The organism is Chryseobacterium sp. CT-SW4, from assembly GCF_048572715.1.
In the GTDB taxonomy this organism is placed as follows: Bacteria; Bacteroidota; Bacteroidia; order Flavobacteriales; family Weeksellaceae; genus Chryseobacterium.
In genome coordinates, this window is sequence record NZ_CP183840.1 from 1,353,553 (window position 1) to 1,372,033 (window position 18,481).

Sequence of the window (18,481 nt, forward strand, 5' to 3'; positions counted from 1 at the left end):
AATTTATGTTCTATAAATATTCTTTGTGGATTTAAAAGTTTTTGCATTATATTTGTTGTAAACATGGACCATGAAAAGCAATTTATTAATTTTGACTTTTGGTTTTTTTATGCCAGTTTTGGGATGGGGGCAGACAGCTCCGGATTTTAAAGAACTTTTAGATAGTGCTATGGTTCGTGATTCAGATCTCAAAATGCAGATCACCCAAAATAAACTTACCGATCTTGATGAACATAAGCTTAAAGATGCCTTTCTACCTACTTTAGGAGTAAGCGGTCAGATAGGTTATCTTAACGGAACAGCACGAATAACTTCCCCTGAGATCAATATTCAGCCCTTCATCCATATTCCGGAAGGGCAATTCAACAATAATCTGAATGTATCCGGATTCTCGGGAATTGCCAAAGCAGATGCCAAGATGCTCCTCTATTCCGGAGGAAAGGTTAAGCTGTTGAGAAAAGCCAATGAAGAAAAAAAGATCTCTGAAAATATCCTTCTCGAAAAAACAAAGGATGAAGTGGTGGCCAACGTTTCCCGGGCTTATGATCAATTGGCATTAATCCATCAGACCAAAAATGTTCTCGATGAAGCCAAAAAAAGACTGGATATCAATAGGAAAACCGCAGACAAAGCATTGGGGTATGGGCTTATTACTCCCTATGATCATAAAAAAATAGAACTTGCACAGGCAACCCTTAATGCCAAAGTGGTAGAATATGAAGGAAAAAAAGAACTCCTTCTTACCCAACTCTATATCTTAACCGGAATCAGTAAAGAACGCCTGAGGTTAATAGTTCCCGTATTATCACCTATTGAAATGTTAGCCCATGAAAACGGGATTGAGCAACGTGCTGAGATCCGGGCTCTGGAACATGGAATTACCGCAGCAGATTTTAAAATAAAAGCAGAGAGAACCTGGAAAATTCCTAAAGTCCAGCTTATGGCTTCCGCTTATTATATCGGACTATATGGGAGCCGGATTAAAACCTCTGAAAATGTAATTCCAGCCATACCGCTGATTGGTTATCCGGGAGCTAAATTAGACTGGCGGCCCACCAATCTGAATATATTCCCTCTGGTGACGGCAGGGGTAGGTTTCCAATGGGATATCTTTGATGGAAGAGAAGGAAAGCATGCAGAAGAAACAGCCAAGATCAACAAAGAGATCTTACAGAATCAGAAAGAGGATGCCTTAAAAAAACTTACGCTGAACTTAGCTAACAATCAAACCAATTATGATGTGGCCAATTCTCAGATTGCCCTTAAAAGTAAAGAAAAAGAATTGGCTAAAAATGCTTTAGTACAAGTGGAAAAAGAGTTCCGGTACGGATTGAGCAAATCTTCCCAGCTCATAGAAGCGGAGAACGATCTCGAAGCGGCAGAATTGGAATACCAAAATGCTATTTTTAACCAGCGGAGAGCAGGAATTGAACTGATGAGGTCCACTCAGGAACTGGATGTAACAAAAATTTATTAACCACCCTTAAATTCAAAACGATGCAAAAATATATATCCCTAATCTGTATTGCCCTGCTATTCCTGGAAAGCTGTGAAAAAAAGCCGGATAACCTTAATGATTCGGAAGGAAAAGCGCAGAAAGAAGTCATATCCTTTGCTCCTAAAGTTACAGGAAGGATATTAAAAATTTATGCTACCGAAGGACAGTCCGTTAAAAAAGGAGATACACTGGCCCTATTGGATGTTCCTGAAGTATCTGCAAAAATAGCTCAGGCACAGGGTGCTGTAAGTGCTGCAACGGCACAGGAGCAGATGGCCAAGAACGGAGCCACTGCAGATCAGCTGAAACAGTTACAGGCCAAATATAAAGGCTTGAAAGAACAATATGACTTTGCACAGAAATCATTCAGAAGAGCTTCCAATATGTACAGGGACAGTCTTATGTCTCCCCAGGCATACGATGAAGTATATGCAAAACTTCAGGGGGCAAAAGCACAATACGATGCCGTAGTTGCTGAACTGGATGATGTTAAAAGAGGAACCCGTTTTGAAAAAGTGGAAATGGCAGCCGGGCAGGCTTCCCAGGCAAAAGGAGCTTTACAGGAAGCTAATGTAGCCTATTCGGAAAGATATGTGATCGCTACCAATGATATGGAAATAGAAACCATCAGCCTTAATACCGGAGAACTGGCTACGGCGGGTTATGCACTTTTTAACGGATATATTCCGGATAGTACCTATTTCAGATTTACCGTCCCGGAAAGCGAAATCTCCCGGTACAAAAAAGGGCAGGAGATTACCATGCAGGTAGTCTATAATAAAGAAAACCTGGAAGGAAACATTGTCTATATCAAACAATTGACAAGATACGCTGATATTACTACGCCTTATCCGGATTACCAGCTGCAGGACGCCATCTATGAAATAAAAGTAAAGCCTAAAGATATGAACAAGGCTAAAAATATCCTGGTGAATGCTAACGTAATTCTGAAATAATTACCATGAAAGAGTTTTTCCGTCTTTTAAAAAGAGAGTTCAAAATGTTTTTAGGCAACTCTACCTTACAGACCGTCTTCTTTCTGGCGCCCTTCGTGTATGCTACACTCCTGGGATTTGTTTATAAAAGCGGAAAAGTGGAAAATACGCCTGTCCTCGTAGTGGATAAGGATAATACACCTCTTTCCAGCCAGCTTACGGAAATGCTGGAAGATAATAAAAGCATTAAAGTAATAAAGTATATCCAGGAGCCTGCCAGCATAAAAGATGAGGTTATCCGTTATGAAGCGGCTGCAGTCGTAATGATTCCTTCAAGATTTGAAGCGGATATGCTCCAGAAAAAATATCCCGAACTTAATGTTTACATCAATACCGGAAACGTTCTTACCGCAAATTTTGCCTCAAAAGCACTTCAGCTCACGATCGGAACATTTTCAGCCGGAGCTTCTATGAAAGCCTTACAGAAGATGGGAATGCCCGCAACACAGGCGGCAACACAGTATGAACCGTTTAAAGCCAATTATATTACCCTTTTCAATACCTCGAGCAACTATCTGATCTTCATGTGGCCGGCCATGCTAGCGGTAGTGTTGCAGCAGATTATTCTACTGGCCATGGCAGTGAGCTTTGCAGCAGAGTTTCAGGGAGGAAGTTTTGTGAAGGAATATTACAAAATGAGGAAGTGGGCTTTCCCGACCATGCTGATCAAAGTAATTCCGATATGGGTATTTTCGATACTTATCGTGCTTATGTATTACGGTATGCACATGATCTTTAAAGTTCCTATGCCGGAAGGAATTCTGAACTTTATTATTCTTACGGCTGTCTTTGTAGGCTCCGTGTCTTTTCTGGGAGTTTTTGTAAGTATTCTGGTTCCTGATGCACTTAAAGCCACACAGATTCTTATGGTGATTGCTTCACCGGCATTTATCATCAGCGGATATACTTGGCCGTTGAATGCAATGCCTGCGGGTGTTCAGTTTATCGCGAATGTTATCCCTTTGACCCCTTTCTTAAAGGCATTTAAAATATTATTAATTCAAAAAGGTTCCGTAGCGCTTACCTTTCCTCATCTTAAACATCTGGGAATTCTGCTCCTTGTATACGTTGTGCTGGGATGGGTAGCCCTTAAAATAAAGCTTTGGCTGATTTTCAGATACGTTAAACCTCAAAGCGACCCCGAAACTTTACCCGAAGAATTATAATGAACCGGGAAGCTTATACTAATTAAAGTTGGAGCTAAATTTTTGAATACAGGTAAAATCATCTAAAAAACTGATATATTTGCTGTACGTAATTTTTAAAAAGATGGAAAACGTTTTTGATACAAAAGACGCACAGAATTATATTGACAGGATTAATAAGCTTAGCCCGGAATCAACGGGATTGTGGGGGAAAATGACCGTAGATCAGATGCTTGCCCACTGTAATGTTTCCTATGAAATGGTGTATGAACCGGAAAAGCATAAAAAGCCGGGAGGTATTGCCAAATTTATTTTAAAAACTTTTGTAAAACCAAAAGTCGTAGGAGAAAAAAGCTATCCTAGAAATGGCCCTACATCCCCTCAGTTTATAGTAGCGGACCGGAAGAATTTTGAAGAAGAAAAGAAAAGGCTCATCGGGTTCATTCAAAAAACACAACAATTAGGAACTTCAGCTTTTGAAGGAAAGGAATCCTTTTCATTCGGAAGATTGAAAGCCCAGGAATGGAACAATATGTTTGCTAAACATTTAAACCACCATCTGGCCCAGTTTGGAGTATAAAAACATCCGCCATCGGTCACTAATCACTTTTAAATATATTAAAATAACAATATGAAAAAATTATTACTATTCCTCATTCTTGTTTCCAATTTTGTGTTTGCGCAAATGCCCAATATCTCCAATGTGTGGTTGAATAACAGTAAACCTTATATCGGAACGATCGGAAATAAAAACCAGCAAATAAAGCTTAAGATCAATATTTCTGAACAGGACAAAAAAAATGATCAGGAATATTTTGTTTCGGGCTATTCCTTGGTAGATAAAATATATTCCAATTTTGAAGGTAAGCTTAAAATCACAAAATATAAAGACTCCAAAAAGAAAGGGGTTATCTATGGAGAATATGAGCTTGCAGAAGAAAATAGAGGACAGCATTCCGGGATATTCACAGGAAAGTTTGTTTACTCTTTCAAATGGAATAAGACTTCTGAAAAAATAGAAGCCCAGGAAATAGAATTTACCGGACAGTGGAAAAGTTACGATGGGAAAATGGATTATAAAACCCATCTCAAAAATCAATAAGCATCTGAATTTTCAGATGTTTTTTTTGTGGATTATTTGAAAATATAAATACATAACTATATGAAATTAGGAGCATTCTCAGTCAGCTTAAGTGTTAAGGACCTTCATAAGTCCAAAGATTTTTATGAAAAACTAGGTTTTATTCAGATGGGTGGAAGTCTGGAGCAGAATTATCTGATCATGAAAAATGAAGCTACTTTAATAGGGCTTTTTCAGGCTATGTTTGATGGTAATATGCTTACTTTTAATCCGGGATGGGATGAAAATGCACAAGAAGTAAACCCTTTTGACGATGTTCGTGAAATTCAGAAGCATTTAAAAGAAAACGGAGTAGAGCTCGATAAGACAGCCGATGAAACAACCTATGGTCCGGAGCATATCTTCCTGAAAGACCCTGACGGAAATATGATCCTGATCGACCAGCACAGATAGGCATTTCAACTGTAAACTAATAAAAAAGACATATTATGGCATCAGTAAACATTTACTTAACATTTAACGGAAACTGTAAAGAAGCATTTGATTTTTATAAATCTGTGTTTGGAGGAGAATATCCGTATCTAGGAACTTTTGGAGAGATGCCTTCTGCGGAAGGAAAAGAAGTTCCTGAAGAAGACAAAAATAAGATCATGCATGTTTCTCTGCCCATATCTAAGGAAACCGTACTTATGGGAAGCGATACGGGAGGAGAATGGGCTTCGGATTTTAAACCGGGTAATAACTTTTCTATTTCTATCAATACCGAATCCAAACAGGAAGCCGATCAGCTATTCCAAGGACTTTCACAGGGAGGAAAGGTTACCATGCCGATGGCTGATACCTTCTGGGGAGCTTATTTCGGAATGTTTACGGATAAGTTCGGGATTAACTGGATGGTTAATTATGATGATCCTTCCAAAATAGAATCTCATCAATAAGAAGATTAAAAAATAACGGGAGACTGATAGATTTTTCTATCAGTTTTTTTGTTTTAATTTCTTTGACTGGTATTAGGTTATAAATATCTTTTTTTTTCAAATAACCGTTAAATTACTGAGGATCTTTTTAATGATTTTATATATCTTCGCCCTCAATTAAATTCACAATTATGGGAAAACTCTACGGGTGTATTATTTGGAGTTTATCTGATGATATTATGAATATAAGCCTGCTAATGCTAGATTGATTAAAAAATAACACATTCATGAAAAAAAAAATATTTTTGATTGGTAATCTAATTACGATACAAAGTTTGTTTTCTCAAACCAATAATATATTACCACCTTCCCCTGAGTCTGCACAAATAGCAAAGTATATTGAAACACCTGTTGCTTATACAAACGGTATACCTGAGATAGGTATTCCGTTATTTAATTTAAAAGATAACGACATTAATATTCCTGTTTCGTTAAACTATCATGCAGGAGGATTTAAAGTTGAGGAAATAGCTTCAGAAGTAGGTTTGGGGTGGTCCCTGAATGTGGGTGGTCAGATTTCCAGAGTAATGAGAGATAAACCGGATGATTTTTCAACAAAAGGTTTTCTTTATAATGATCTATCAAGCTTATCCACAAGTGCTTATTCAAAAATAGTTAATGAAAAAATAGATGTTGAAGCAGATACATTTGTTTTTAGTTTTTTTAATTATTCAGGGAAATTTTCCTATAATCAATCAACACATACATTTATTCAATTTCCATTGTCGGATATAAAAATAGAGCCTATATATCAAAATCAGGCTCTATTCGGATTTGTAATAACAACACCAGATGGATTTAAATATTATTTTGGATATAACAGAGACAAAACAAGACATGCTGTAAATACATATGAAGAATGCATTAGTTATTTTCAAAACAAAAATCTGGATATAACTCCTAGTAATGAAGATATCTCTTATATCAATACGTGGCACCTTACGGAAATTGTTTCTCCGGGTAATAACTCTGTCAGCCTGTTTTATGAAGATATTTTTCCATCCGAACAGCTGATACGTTCTACCCAGTCTATCTCGTACAGCAGTACAAAACCTGAATTGAAAGATTTATATCCTGTTACGTCATATCAGGTTCCTAAAGGTACAAGTACTCATCTTAAAAAGATTCAGTTAAAAACAGGCAGCCTTGAAATTGAGTACAGCGATACAGCCCGGGAGGACCTTAAATATGCAAAAAGTATTAAAGAAGTAAAACTAGTAAATCTGAATACTGATTATACATCATATGTATTTCAACAGTCCTATTTTGTATCTCCTTCTATTAACAATAGTTTTATTAATTCTTTTGGGGATCATTATACCAAAAGGCTTAAACTTGACGGGGTTTCCTTAAAAAATTCAAAAAATAATATTATTACAACGAATGGTAATTATTTGTTTACATATAGCAATCTTACTTTACCTAATAGGTTTTCTTTTGACCAGGATTATTGGGGGTATTATAATGGAGCTGGTAACAGTAGTTTGATTCCGGATTATTATATAGGAACTGAAATTGTGAAGCCGGTAACAGGAAGTGCAACCCGAGCCGTAAATCCTAATTTTACAGGGGCAGGAATGCTTAAAAAGATTCAGTATCCTACGGGTGGTACTACAGAATATTATTATGAAAGTAATATTGCAGGAAATATTGGTTTTAAAGATAATAATCGACCTAATAATTTGAGAAATTATACAGAAGATAAAATATTGAATTTTGTTAAAAGCAATACTTACAGCACAGGATATGATACGTACGAAGCTACATTTACCATAAATAATGTGCTTGGAGAAACTAATATTAATTCGGTTTTACCCAATTGCGGCTCACATGCAAGTTTTGATTGTGGCTTTATCGTTACTTTAAAAAGCCTTGATAATAATTCTGTCAACTATATTTTAACCACTCAAAATACTTTTCATAATCTACCTAATGGGAATTATAAAATAACAGCTCAGGACCTGAACCCCAGTTCTGCAACGAATGATTTCACGGTGACTATACGGTGGAATCAGGATGCAGATCCTAACCAGCTTTATACTGGAGGATTGAGAATAAAAGAAATAGTTTCTGATGATTTAAGAGGAGGAAGCATTATAAAAAAATACTATTATGAAGGTGATGAAATAATACCGAATACGAATGAGCTTTTATCTTCAGGAATTGCAGTGTCAGCCCCTGTTTTACATACAGATGCTGTAAAGGGAGCTGATATTTATGACAAAATATCCAGTTCAAGCAATCTGCCGACAATTAACATTGGTAAAAACGAAATGCATTATACAAAAGTTACTGAAGTCATAGCAGATAAAATTAAAACAGAATATTATTTTGATACGGTTGGTGATTTAAGTAATAATATTGGTGAAATAGGTGAAACCTACTGTGATTTTGCAGGAAGTGGAGGAGCTTCCGGCGGATATATCACAGAATTGTTTAAAAACAGAATGGAACCGCTTTTCACGGATAGAAGAGGAAAACTTCTTATGAGAAAAGATTATAGATTCAATGATATAAATAATACTTTTTCTTTGAGTAGGAAAGAAACGAATACCTATATAGAAAGTAGAAATTATTCTATGCCATCAAATGCTGTTAAATATGAAATTGGATCAAGCTATGATGGAAACTGTATTCCTATGAGGTATTATTTTTATCCTCAGAGAACTAATTTCACTTATCTTTCAAAAAATACTGTTGAAGTGGTATTAAATAATAGTATTGTTACTGAGACCGAGTATTTTTATAATAATGCTTCCCATCATCAACTAACCTCTCAGAAGAATCAGTTTCCTGATTTATCCATCCATACAACTTCATATAGTTACGCTCACGAGAAGGGTAATCAGAAGCTGATAGATGCCAATATGATTGGTATTCCCTTAGAGACAACGACGACTCAAACGATAGGAAGTTCTACAAAGACTTTATCAAAAACCGAGACTGTTTATCCTACTTCCGTACCTACGACACAGGCCGGGAATTTATTATTGCCTTTATCCGTTAAATCCTATGATTTACAGAACTCTGCTACTACCTATACCGAGGTAACTTATGATCAGTATGATTCAAGAGGAAATTTACAGCAGTACACGACTAAAGACGGAGTTCCGGTAGCTATAGTTTGGGGCTATAACCAAACCCAGCCTATCGCTAAGATAGAAGGCGCTACCTATGCCCAGATAAACTCTTTAGCCTCTGCCATCATTGCAGCTTCTGATACCGATGCATCAGCATCAATCAATAATGATGAATCGGCACTTCTTGCTGCTTTAGACAGCTTCAGAAATAACACTGCATTATCAGGTTATCAGGTTAGTACTTATACCTATGATCCTTTAATCGGAGTAAGAAGTATTACTCCACCATCAGGAATAAGAGAATATTATATCTATGATTCAGCAAACAGATTGGAGAAAGTGGTAGATAGTAATGGAAATATTTTAAAAGAATATAAATACAACTACAAACAATAAAAAACACGAACTATGAAAAAAATAATCCTTCTTATAAGCCTATTGTTTGTAGTAGGCTTAGACGCGCAGACAACAAGTGAGAACTATATCCAGAGCCGGGTTTATTTAGAGCCAGTCACCGTGAGCAGTACAACAGCCAAGCAAATACAGAGCGTTCAGTATTTTGACGGACTAGGCAGAGCCAACCAGGTAGTTAATGTAAAATCATCCCCCCTTGGAAGAGATGTAGTTACCCATATCGAATACGATCAGTTTGGGAGACAGGTAAAAGATTACCTTCCGGTTCCTCAATCCAATACCCAAAATGGTGCGATCTTCCCAACTCCTTTATCCAATGCTACCCAGTCAGATATTTACGGAAATGAGAAGATCTATGCAGAGAAGATCTTAGAGAACTCACCTTTGGATAGGGTTCAGCAGCAGATCCAGGTAGGAACGGACTGGAGCACAAAACCCGTTACATTTGAGTATGATGCCAATACCACAGCTGATGCTGTAAGAAAATTTACAGTTACCACCACTTGGGCTAGTGGAACTACAGCTTCAGTTTTGAGTACCAATACAGCAACTTATGGAGCCAATCAGCTATATAAAAATACAGTTACAGATGAAGATGGTAATAAGACCATAGAATTTAAGAATGGACAGGGGCAGGTTATCCTGGTTAGAAAAGTAAACGGAACTGAGAATGCCGATACCTATTATGTTTATAATGAGTATAATCAATTGGCTTTTGTAGTTCCCCCTCTTGCGTCGGTAGTTGCTAATGTTAATACTGTAATAAGTACCCTATGTTATTTATACCGTTATGATGGCAGAGGCAGACAAGTTCTTAAGAAGATGCCGGGCAAGGCATGGGAATATATGATCTACGATAGGCAGGATAGGCTTATTATGAGCCAGAATGTTTTATTAGGAGCCAATAAACAATGGTTATTCACGAAATATGACCAGTTTGGGAGAGTAGCTTATACAGGAATCTATACCAGTACTAAGGCTTATGGAGTTGCAGGATGGGCAGCAGAACAGGCCCTAGTAGATGCCATGGGAAGTAATAATGAGTCCCGGTCCTCAAGTGCTGTATTTACGGTGAGTGGCGTGACGCTTTATTATACCAAAAATGCTTACCCTACCGCTAATATGAGTAAGATTTTAAGTGTTAACTATTATGATACATATCCACCATTTGCAGGAGGGATCAGTCTTCCTACCCAGGTGTTGGGTCAGAATATCTTACCTCAGAATGCTCAAAGTTCAATAATCAGTACCAAAGGTTTGCCCACAGCCACCTATATCAAGAATATAGAAGATGATGAATGGACCAAAGCCTATACATTCTACGATACCAAAGGCAGAGCCATATCCACCCATTCTGTAAACCACTTGGGAGGTTACACCCGTACAGAATCCTTACTGGATTTTTCAGGAGTCGTTCAACAATCTAAAACCTATCATAAACGTTTAAGCACCGATACAGAAAGAATCATTACCGAAAACTTTACGTATGACCATCAAAACAGGTTATTAACCCATACCCACCAGGTAGATAGCAATACTGCAGAGGTTCTGGCTCAGAATAGCTATAATGAACTGTCCCAGCTTACCAGTAAAAAAGTAGGAGGCACGAGTGCAGCATCACCCCTTCAGACGATTGATTATAAATACAATATCCGAGGCTGGATGACCCAGATTAATGATCCTTCCAGTTTAGGAGCAGATCTGTTTGGCTATAAGATCAACTATAATCAAGTAGAAGGATTGGCAAAACCTTATGTTTTGGATTATCCTAATCTTCAGGTAAGCCCGAAGTACAATGGAAACATATCGGAAGTCTCCTGGAAAACTTCCACGGAAGAGAACGAGCCTTTGAAAAGATATGGGTATGTCTATGATGGGTTAAACAGGTTGACAGCAGGGTTTTATCAGAAGGCAGGAAGTGAATCCGCCGGAGAATACTTTGAAAAGCTGGATTATGATTTAAATGGAAATATCACCTATCTGAAAAGATCAGCAGGCATAGTTTCCGGAAGCACTACGGCCAATGTTATTGATAAATTGAAATATGATTACAGTGGTAATCAGGTTACTAAAATAACTGAAGAGCAGATTGGTAACAGTAATGGTTATCCCTATCTGGCTACCCCTAATACAATCACCTATGATCTGAATTCTAATATGACGAGTCATTTGGATAAAGGAATTTCCTCAATTGCTTATAATTATTTAAATTTACCCAAGCAGATTACCCAGAATTCCGTAGTAACGAATTATACTTACAGAGCAGATGGGGTAAAAGTGAAGAAGCTCTTTGGAGATATAGAGACGGATTACCTGGATGGATTCCAGTATAAAAGTACCAAGCCTTCAGAAAGTGGAAGTAGTTCTTCAGGAGGAATAATTGTCGTTCCTGACCCCAATGAAGTTGCAGTGATGAAACTGAGGATCATTCCGACATCAGAAGGATATTATGATGCTTTAGATAATCTTTATATCTATAACTATACTGATCACTTAGGAAATGTGAGGTTAAGTTATTCCGATACGAATAAAGATGGAGTGATCCAGCCGCGACAATATCTGGCCAGTCAGTGTTATGGTAATAATAATCCCCCTTTTGAACTGCCTACCTGTACAACTTACTGGAAGCCTGGTGAGATTGTGGAGGTGAATAATTATTATCCTTTTGGATTGTTGCATGATTATACGGTAACTACACAGAATGTGTATCAGTATAAGTACAATGGAAAGGAACTACAGGAGATGGGTATGTACGATTATGGAGCAAGGATGTATATGCCAGATATTGGAAGATGGGGCGTAATCGACCCTCTTGCTGAAACTTCTCGAAGATGGTCTACTTATGCCTACGCATATAACAATCCTATAATGTTCGTTGACCCTGATGGAAGACAAAATACAGATTGGTATCAAAAACAGAAAGACGGCACTTACAAAAACATCAAGAAATCTACGGATTTAGTAATACTTGACGAAAAGGGTAAAAAAGTTCCTACATTTACTTCTTCTGGTCCACTCGGAGGATATAATGAAGATTATGCAGAGGGTGTAAATGAAGCAAGAAATCAAGGAGTAATTTCTCAAAGTGATGCTAAAGAAGCAAGTAATATTGCTACAATATATGGAATAGAGAAAGGAGGAGAAGGTACGGCAGGAGCAATTTTAGCAGGAGAAGGACTCTATAATATACTTAAGAATCCTAAAGGAGCTTGGGAGGCTCTTAAGTCCATTAAATCTTTGTTTTCCTCAAGTGAGCAAGGGTTTACAGTAAATCCAACTAAATTCGATTATTTTTTCGGGAAAGTTACAACTGGTTCTGAGCATAATATAACCCGTTCCGCTCAAAATTTAAAAGATTTAACAACTTTAGGAATAAAAAATGAAAGTCAATTAACAAAAATATTTGGTAACGCCTTAGAAAATGGTACAGTAGTTTCCACAAAAACAAGCCAATATGGAACAACGGTTACCAAAAGTATAAATGTAGGAAATAAAGGAGCTATCAATGTGAGTTTCTTTTATGAAGGTGGTAATATGAGTGCTACTCCGTCAGTTTCAACATTAATTCCGAAAATTGCAAGATAATATGAACGTAAACTTTAACGAAATTTCAGAAGAAAGCTTTACAAAGCTTAATTATAACTTTTTATTTGAAAATAAATTATCAGAAAGAGCATTTGGAGTGATTTCAAATGACAATTATTTTTACAAATTCTCTTGGCAAAGTGACACTATTAAACCTGAGATACTTACAATTAAGGAAACTTTTTGCACCGTAGGAATTGATTTGAATTACGCAATATTGGATTTTATAAAAAATTGTGTAATTTTAAATATAGATTTAAACAGTTTTTTTATAAAAAGCTTAGTCCATAATGAGATAATTTATGTAATCTCAGAAACAGAAATATATTTAGTCTCTGTTCAAAATTTTAATGTGTTACAAACGATTGATTTACCTGATATTTTTGAAGAAATTATATTTGAATCCGATAAAATTATTATTAAATATTATGATGGAGAAATTAGCATATAAATTCTAATAAGAATAACTCTGATGAGTTCTGAATATGATAGAAGCCACCAAATTCGGTGGCTTTTTTTTGGCAGTTCAAGAAATGTACAAAATGACATATAAATTTTTATAAAACGGATAGATTTATGTAAAGTTTAATGAAAAATAAGACAATATGTCTCTTTTGTGGGATTGCTGTAAAAGTACATGGATATTGTACAAATTCAAAAAGACAAAAGTCCTAACCTCTCACCGAAAGGACTTTTGATTAGGTAATTACATAAAGTGGTTTTATTAGAATGGAAACCGCTTTTTTTGTGAGGCAAAAATACTACATTATTTCACTTTCGCAAATTTTGACTTCCATTCTCGGTAACAATAGCTCCGAAAGCTATTTAATATTAAAAAAAGAATTATGGAAAATTTTCATTTAATCCACGAAGATGGAAAGTACAAATTAAAAAGACAAGGAGCAGACAGAGCTTCCAAAGTGTATGAAACAACAAAAGATGAAGCAATAAAGTCTTCAAAAGATTTTATTGTAAATCAAGGCGGTGGCTCATTGAAAATACACAAGAACACAGGGGAGTTTCAGGAAGAAAGAACCTATCCGAAATCAATTGACCCAACACAAAGCAAAGGATAGCAATAATTAAAAAATAGTATTTATGCCAAAAAACTACGATAGCCGCGGGTTTCTACCAGAAATCAGGAAGTGAATCCGCCGGAGAATACTTTGAAAGCTGGATTATGATTTAAACGGAAATATCACCTATCTGAAAAGATCAGCAGGCATAGTTTCCGGAAGTACAACTGCTAATGTCATTGATAACTTAAAGTATGCTTATACAGGGAACAGGCTTACTAAAGTAACAGAGCAGCAGATTGGTAACAGTAATGGTTATCCCTATCTGGCTACTCCTAATACAATCACTTATGATCTGAATTCCAATATGACGAGTCATTTGGATAAAGGAATTTCCTCAATTGCTTATAATTATTTAAATTTACCCAAGCAGATTACCCAGAATTCCGTAGTAACGAATTATACTTACAGAGCAGATGGGGCAAAAGTGAAGAAGCTCTTTGGAGATATAGAGACGGATTACCTGGATGGATTCCAGTATAAAAGTACTAAGCCTTCAGAAAGTGGAAGTAGTTCTTCAGGAGGGATAATTGTCGTTCCTGACCCTAATGAAGTTGCAGTGATGAAACTGAGGATCATTCCGACATCAGAAGGATATTATGATGCTTTAGATAATCTGTATATCTATAACTATACTGATCACTTAGGAAATGTGAGGTTAAGTTATTCCGATACGAATAAAGATGGAGTGATCCAGCCGCGACAATATCTGGCCAGTCAGTGTTATGGTAATAATAATCCCCCTTTTGAACTGCCTACCTGTACAACTTACTGGAAACCTGGTGAGATTGTGGAGGTGAATAATTATTATCCTTTTGGATTATTGCATGATTATACGGTAACTACACAGAATGTTTATCAGTATAAGTACAATGGTAAGGAATTGCAGGAGACAGGGATGTATGATTACGGCGCAAGGTTTTATATGGCGGATATTGGGAGATGGGGAGTTGTTGATCCTTTGGCTGAAACTTCCAGACGTTGGTCGACATACACATATGCCTTTAATAACCCAATCAGGTTTATTGATCCGGATGGAAGATCAGGACAAGATTGGATTAGAAAAGATGGAGTCTGGCGATATGATAAGAATGTTACAAGTGTAGAACAGGCTCAGCAAATGCGAGATGTAGATGGCTTTGCGAAAAATGGAACAGTAATGTCCAATGTTAGTGTAGATGGAGGAAATACCTCTCCTTTTGTACAGCTAAATGAGGGTGGTACTATAACAAAACTTGCTGCGGATGATCTTGCTTCTATGAATGCAATTGTAGATATGTTGCCTATGTCTTTAGGAGGATCTTGGACAACCTGGACTCAGGAAACATTTCAAGTTTTTACAGGTGGAACTAATGAAACAGATCCTAGTACCATGGAAAAAGTGCTTCCTGGAGATAGGCTTGAAGCAAACAATATGTTTGAATATATTTTTGGTGGATATGGAAGATCAAATACTCCAAAGGGTGGGGATGGGCTTATTCAGTTCGGTCTTGATATAGAAGGAATTGGAAATCCATTTAATTTCAAAAGAAATGATAGTACTGCTTTAGTAGAGCAAATCTCAGACTCTCCATTTTCTTATCCCAGAGATACAATAAAAAAAGTACCTACTAAAACAAAAACTATTGATAGTATTAGGTTTAATAAAGCTGTCAAAAATGTTAATGATCAAAAGTTAAAAAATTTTTATAATAGCATAAATTTTCTTGATAAAAAATGGTAAAATATATATTTTTAGTCCTAATTGCTTTGTTATTTTTTTCCTGTAAAAAAAATGATCAAAATTTTAATAAACAAGTCAGCATTTCAGATGTTACTAATGAAAATAATTATGAAATTAGCAGTAAAAAGGAAAGTGATACAATAGTTTTAATTAATGGTAAAAACAATCAATATACTTTACATGGCTATAAAGATGTAAAAAATAATAAGAAAATTGGTTGGTGGAAAATTAAAGATAAAACTAATGAGTTTTTATATGAGATTGAATTTGTTTCAGCAGATACCAATAAAGAGAATCAGATTAAATTTTATGAAAAAGGTAAATTGATAAATCAATTTAGTCAATATTACAATATTGTGTATAAGAATAATGGATACGAATTTAAATTTTATTTTCCAAAGTATAAAAGTGAAAAAACTCGAGTAGAATTTCATTATATGATTGAGGAAAATAAAATTATTGAAGATAAAAGTATTGATTGTAAACCAGAAAAAGATTATTACATATGCTTTATTCCTGGAGAAAAGAAAGATAAGTCAATTGCTGGTGTTGCAACATTTTTTTCCGAAAGTGAAATTAAAGGAGAAACAACTTTTTCATCTGTAAGTATGTTTGTTAATAATTAATCATTACTTCTTTTGCAGCCCTCCTTTTGTATATTAAGTTCTTGGAGAAAATCCGTTTGGATTGAAGACTTGCAGGTTTATGAAGTCATTCTCTTCTTAGCTAATTAGAATAACCATAGCCTTATACACTTGTTGTATAAGGTTTTTACTACAAAATAGGAGCAAACTCCTTATTATAAAGAAACTTTTAAAATAATGAGTATATTTATAATTACGTAGATCACTTAGGAAATGTGAGGTTAAGTTATTCCGATACGAATAAAGATGGAGTGATCCAGCCGCGACAATATTTGCCCAGTCAGTGTTATGGTAATAATAATCCCCCTTTTGAACTGCCTACCTGTACAACTTACTGGAAGCCTGGTGAGATTGTGGAGGTGAATAATTATTATCCTTTTGGATTATTGCATGATTATACGGTAACTACTCAGAATGCTTATCAGTACAAGTACAACGGGAAGGAATTGCAGGAGATGGGAATGTATGATTATGGTGCAAGGTTTTATATGGCGGATATTGGTAGATGGGGTGTTGTGGATCCGCTGGCTGAAAAGATGAGAAGGTATAGTCCTTATAATTATGCCTTCAATAACCCAATCATGTTTGTAGACCCTGATGGAAGAGAAGCAATGAAACCCACGCCTAAAGCAGCAGCAGCAATGGCAGCTCATGTATATGGTGATAAAAAGGATGACATCTTGATTGGCGGCTGGAGAGTTTCTCAAAGAGATTTTGGAATAAACTTGAAAGATGATGAATCAGGTTTCAAATCACAGGTTTATGAGAGGGTTGTTAACGGAAAAGTTACCGAATATACCTACGCTACTGCAGGAACCGAAGCAGATTGGGGCGATGTAGGAGCAGATGCAAAGCAACCTTTAGGGTTGTCAATTCAATATTCTTTGGCAGCAAAGAATGCAACAGCTTTATCTAATGCGGTAGGAGATACAGAGCTTACCTTTACTGGTCACTCTTTAGGTGGCGGTTTGGCAGCCCTAGAATCAAATCTTACCAGAAGAGAAGCTATTACATTTAATGCAGCAGGAGTAGGAAAAGCAACAAAGTTTTTAAATGGTAAGGACAATTCAGATATGAAAGGTTGGTTTGGAGGCTTCACGGCTGCTTTTAGAACAGAGGGGCTTATTGATGCCTATATAATGCGAACCGATCCACTTAATAAAGTGCAAAATGGAATCACATCAGTAGGTATAATGATGCCTAATGTAAATGGAAACAGACATTATATAACTCCTACGACATTGGGTTCTATATATAATGAACATAGTATGGACAATATGTTGAAAGAGTTTGGTATTAATGCTGATAAATATAAAAAGTAAGAAATGAAAAGAGTATGTATATTATTATTGGGATTATTACTCATAACAGCCTGTAATAAACTAGATCGCGAAAAGAAAGTTGATAAGAATAAATTATTAGGAGCGGACTATAGACTTTTTCAGGATACTCCTGCTTGGGAGCTAGCAAAGGCAGTACAAGATGATAATATTGATAAAATAGATGAAGTAATAAAAAAAAATCCTCAAATAATTAATTATCAGGAAAGCAAATATGGGAAGACACTTTTGCATTTAAGTATTTACAATAATGATTACAAAGCATTCAAAGAGCTGCTAAAAGTGGGAGCGGATCCCAACATAGCAGATTCATTTCATTGCAGCACTCCCCTAATAAAGGCTTGTGAAAGTTTTGAAGACAGATTAAAATATGTAGAAGAATTAATAAAATATAAAGCAAATGTTAATTATGTTGAATGTAGTACCGGTAAAGAAGCACAGAAAACTAATAATACCGCCCTTAATACGCGCTTCTTTTACGGGGAATTTAGCTGTCGTAAAAGTTTTAGTAATGAATGGAGCAAATATAAATTATAGAAATAATAGACCAGGAGGATCGGCTTTAGGCACAGCTACTTTATCTAGTAATTACGACATCGTTTTGTACCTTTTGCAACAAGGTGTAGATTGCAGCAAGGTTTTGTATCAAAAAGGAGGAGGAGATAATTTAAAAGATATTTACATGAAAGATTGGATCAATGATATAGCTGATCATTCTGTAAAAGAATATTCTGAGATTGTAGATATTCTTAAAAAGAAAGGCTGTATGTAATTGGAATTGCTATCTTTTTAAGTCAAAAGTTTTATATCCTCAAATTTAGATAATTCAATAGATACTAATTAGGGTGTTGTAATTAATACCCTATTTTTGTTTGAACAGGTTTTATTAAAAACAGCACAGGTGTTCTTGAAATTACTGATAC

The 18,481-nt window shown here is 35.9% G+C and carries 16 protein-coding genes and 1 pseudogene; all 17 read left to right on the plus strand.

Annotated features, from left to right (window positions below):
* Positions 1-70: 70 nt before the first annotated feature.
* The 17 genes and pseudogenes from ABJ974_RS06035 to ABJ974_RS06115 all read left to right on the plus strand — a co-directional run bounded on the left by ABJ974_RS06035 (position 71) and on the right by ABJ974_RS06115 (position 18,330).
* Positions 71-1,477: a TolC family protein gene (locus ABJ974_RS06035; protein WP_419870487.1), complete on the plus strand. Its 1,407-nt coding sequence runs from the start codon at positions 71-73 to the stop codon at positions 1,475-1,477.
* 20 nt (positions 1,478-1,497) lie between these two features.
* Positions 1,498-2,454, plus strand: coding sequence for an HlyD family secretion protein (locus ABJ974_RS06040; RefSeq protein ID WP_419870488.1), 957 nt, complete (start codon positions 1,498-1,500; stop codon positions 2,452-2,454).
* 5 nt (positions 2,455-2,459) lie between these two features.
* Positions 2,460-3,659, plus strand: coding sequence for an ABC transporter permease (locus ABJ974_RS06045; protein WP_419870489.1), 1,200 nt, complete (start codon positions 2,460-2,462; stop codon positions 3,657-3,659).
* Between the two features lie 103 nt (positions 3,660-3,762).
* Complete coding sequence (locus ABJ974_RS06050; protein ID WP_419870490.1) at positions 3,763-4,218, plus strand: DUF1569 domain-containing protein; 456 nt, start codon at positions 3,763-3,765, stop codon at positions 4,216-4,218.
* 51 nt (positions 4,219-4,269) lie between these two features.
* Positions 4,270-4,740, plus strand: coding sequence for a hypothetical protein (locus tag ABJ974_RS06055; protein ID WP_419870491.1), 471 nt, complete (start codon positions 4,270-4,272; stop codon positions 4,738-4,740).
* Between the two features lie 60 nt (positions 4,741-4,800).
* Entirely contained in the window at positions 4,801-5,172 is a 372-nt protein-coding gene (locus ABJ974_RS06060; protein WP_419870492.1) for a VOC family protein, read from the plus strand.
* A 35-nt stretch (positions 5,173-5,207) separates the two neighbouring features.
* Positions 5,208-5,657: a VOC family protein gene (locus tag ABJ974_RS06065; protein ID WP_419870493.1), complete on the plus strand. Its 450-nt coding sequence runs from the start codon at positions 5,208-5,210 to the stop codon at positions 5,655-5,657.
* Between the two features lie 266 nt (positions 5,658-5,923).
* Complete coding sequence (locus ABJ974_RS06070) at positions 5,924-9,172, plus strand: RHS repeat domain-containing protein (RefSeq protein WP_419870494.1); 3,249 nt, start codon at positions 5,924-5,926, stop codon at positions 9,170-9,172.
* A gap of 12 nt (positions 9,173-9,184) precedes the next feature.
* Positions 9,185-12,775 carry a DUF6443 domain-containing protein gene (locus tag ABJ974_RS06075; RefSeq protein ID WP_419870495.1) on the plus strand — a complete coding sequence of 1,197 codons (3,591 nt, stop codon included), beginning with the start codon at positions 9,185-9,187 and terminating at the stop codon, positions 12,773-12,775.
* 1 nt (position 12,776) lies between these two features.
* Positions 12,777-13,226, plus strand: a complete 450-nt coding sequence (locus ABJ974_RS06080) for a hypothetical protein (protein ID WP_419870496.1) — start codon at positions 12,777-12,779, stop codon at positions 13,224-13,226.
* A gap of 394 nt (positions 13,227-13,620) precedes the next feature.
* Entirely contained in the window at positions 13,621-13,851 is a 231-nt protein-coding gene (locus ABJ974_RS06085; RefSeq protein WP_419870497.1) for a DUF2188 domain-containing protein, read from the plus strand.
* A gap of 307 nt (positions 13,852-14,158) precedes the next feature.
* The gene (locus ABJ974_RS06090) at positions 14,159-15,574 is read left to right on the plus strand and encodes an RHS repeat-associated core domain-containing protein (protein WP_419870498.1); all 1,416 of its coding nucleotides are present in this window, start codon (positions 14,159-14,161) and stop codon (positions 15,572-15,574) included.
* Complete coding sequence (locus tag ABJ974_RS06095; RefSeq protein ID WP_419870499.1) at positions 15,568-16,200, plus strand: hypothetical protein; 633 nt, start codon at positions 15,568-15,570, stop codon at positions 16,198-16,200. Before ABJ974_RS06090 ends, ABJ974_RS06095 begins: the two co-directional genes overlap by 7 nt.
* A gap of 365 nt (positions 16,201-16,565) precedes the next feature.
* Positions 16,566-16,823: pseudogene (locus ABJ974_RS06100) on the plus strand (RHS repeat-associated core domain-containing protein); the annotation flags it as partial.
* 36 nt (positions 16,824-16,859) lie between these two features.
* Positions 16,860-17,540: a lipase family protein gene (locus ABJ974_RS06105; protein WP_419870950.1), complete on the plus strand. Its 681-nt coding sequence runs from the start codon at positions 16,860-16,862 to the stop codon at positions 17,538-17,540.
* A 3-nt stretch (positions 17,541-17,543) separates the two neighbouring features.
* Positions 17,544-18,095: an ankyrin repeat domain-containing protein gene (locus ABJ974_RS06110; protein WP_419870500.1), complete on the plus strand. Its 552-nt coding sequence runs from the start codon at positions 17,544-17,546 to the stop codon at positions 18,093-18,095.
* The gene (locus ABJ974_RS06115; protein ID WP_419870951.1) at positions 18,022-18,330 is read left to right on the plus strand and encodes an ankyrin repeat domain-containing protein; all 309 of its coding nucleotides are present in this window, start codon (positions 18,022-18,024) and stop codon (positions 18,328-18,330) included. Before ABJ974_RS06110 ends, ABJ974_RS06115 begins: the two co-directional genes overlap by 74 nt.
* Positions 18,331-18,481 lie beyond the last annotated feature (151 nt).

What these genes read in the sequence shown, in the direction of transcription:
- ABJ974_RS06105 (WP_419870950.1), top strand. Translation starts at nt 16,860, where the DNA reads ATGGCAGCTCATGTATATGGTGATAAAAAGGATGACATCTTGATTGGC.
- ABJ974_RS06080 (WP_419870496.1), top strand. Translation starts at nt 12,777, where the DNA reads ATGAACGTAAACTTTAACGAAATTTCAGAAGAAAGCTTTACAAAGCTT.
- ABJ974_RS06075 (WP_419870495.1), top strand. Translation starts at nt 9,185, where the DNA reads ATGAAAAAAATAATCCTTCTTATAAGCCTATTGTTTGTAGTAGGCTTA.
- ABJ974_RS06035 (WP_419870487.1), top strand. Translation starts at nt 71, where the DNA reads ATGAAAAGCAATTTATTAATTTTGACTTTTGGTTTTTTTATGCCAGTT.
- ABJ974_RS06090 (WP_419870498.1), top strand. Translation starts at nt 14,159, where the DNA reads ATGACGAGTCATTTGGATAAAGGAATTTCCTCAATTGCTTATAATTAT.
- ABJ974_RS06085 (WP_419870497.1), top strand. Translation starts at nt 13,621, where the DNA reads ATGGAAAATTTTCATTTAATCCACGAAGATGGAAAGTACAAATTAAAA.
- ABJ974_RS06060 (WP_419870492.1), top strand. Translation starts at nt 4,801, where the DNA reads ATGAAATTAGGAGCATTCTCAGTCAGCTTAAGTGTTAAGGACCTTCAT.
- ABJ974_RS06055 (WP_419870491.1), top strand. Translation starts at nt 4,270, where the DNA reads ATGAAAAAATTATTACTATTCCTCATTCTTGTTTCCAATTTTGTGTTT.
- ABJ974_RS06070 (WP_419870494.1), top strand. Translation starts at nt 5,924, where the DNA reads ATGAAAAAAAAAATATTTTTGATTGGTAATCTAATTACGATACAAAGT.
- ABJ974_RS06040 (WP_419870488.1), top strand. Translation starts at nt 1,498, where the DNA reads ATGCAAAAATATATATCCCTAATCTGTATTGCCCTGCTATTCCTGGAA.
- ABJ974_RS06095 (WP_419870499.1), top strand. Translation starts at nt 15,568, where the DNA reads ATGGTAAAATATATATTTTTAGTCCTAATTGCTTTGTTATTTTTTTCC.
- ABJ974_RS06050 (WP_419870490.1), top strand. Translation starts at nt 3,763, where the DNA reads ATGGAAAACGTTTTTGATACAAAAGACGCACAGAATTATATTGACAGG.
- ABJ974_RS06065 (WP_419870493.1), top strand. Translation starts at nt 5,208, where the DNA reads ATGGCATCAGTAAACATTTACTTAACATTTAACGGAAACTGTAAAGAA.
- ABJ974_RS06110 (WP_419870500.1), top strand. Translation starts at nt 17,544, where the DNA reads ATGAAAAGAGTATGTATATTATTATTGGGATTATTACTCATAACAGCC.
- ABJ974_RS06045 (WP_419870489.1), top strand. Translation starts at nt 2,460, where the DNA reads ATGAAAGAGTTTTTCCGTCTTTTAAAAAGAGAGTTCAAAATGTTTTTA.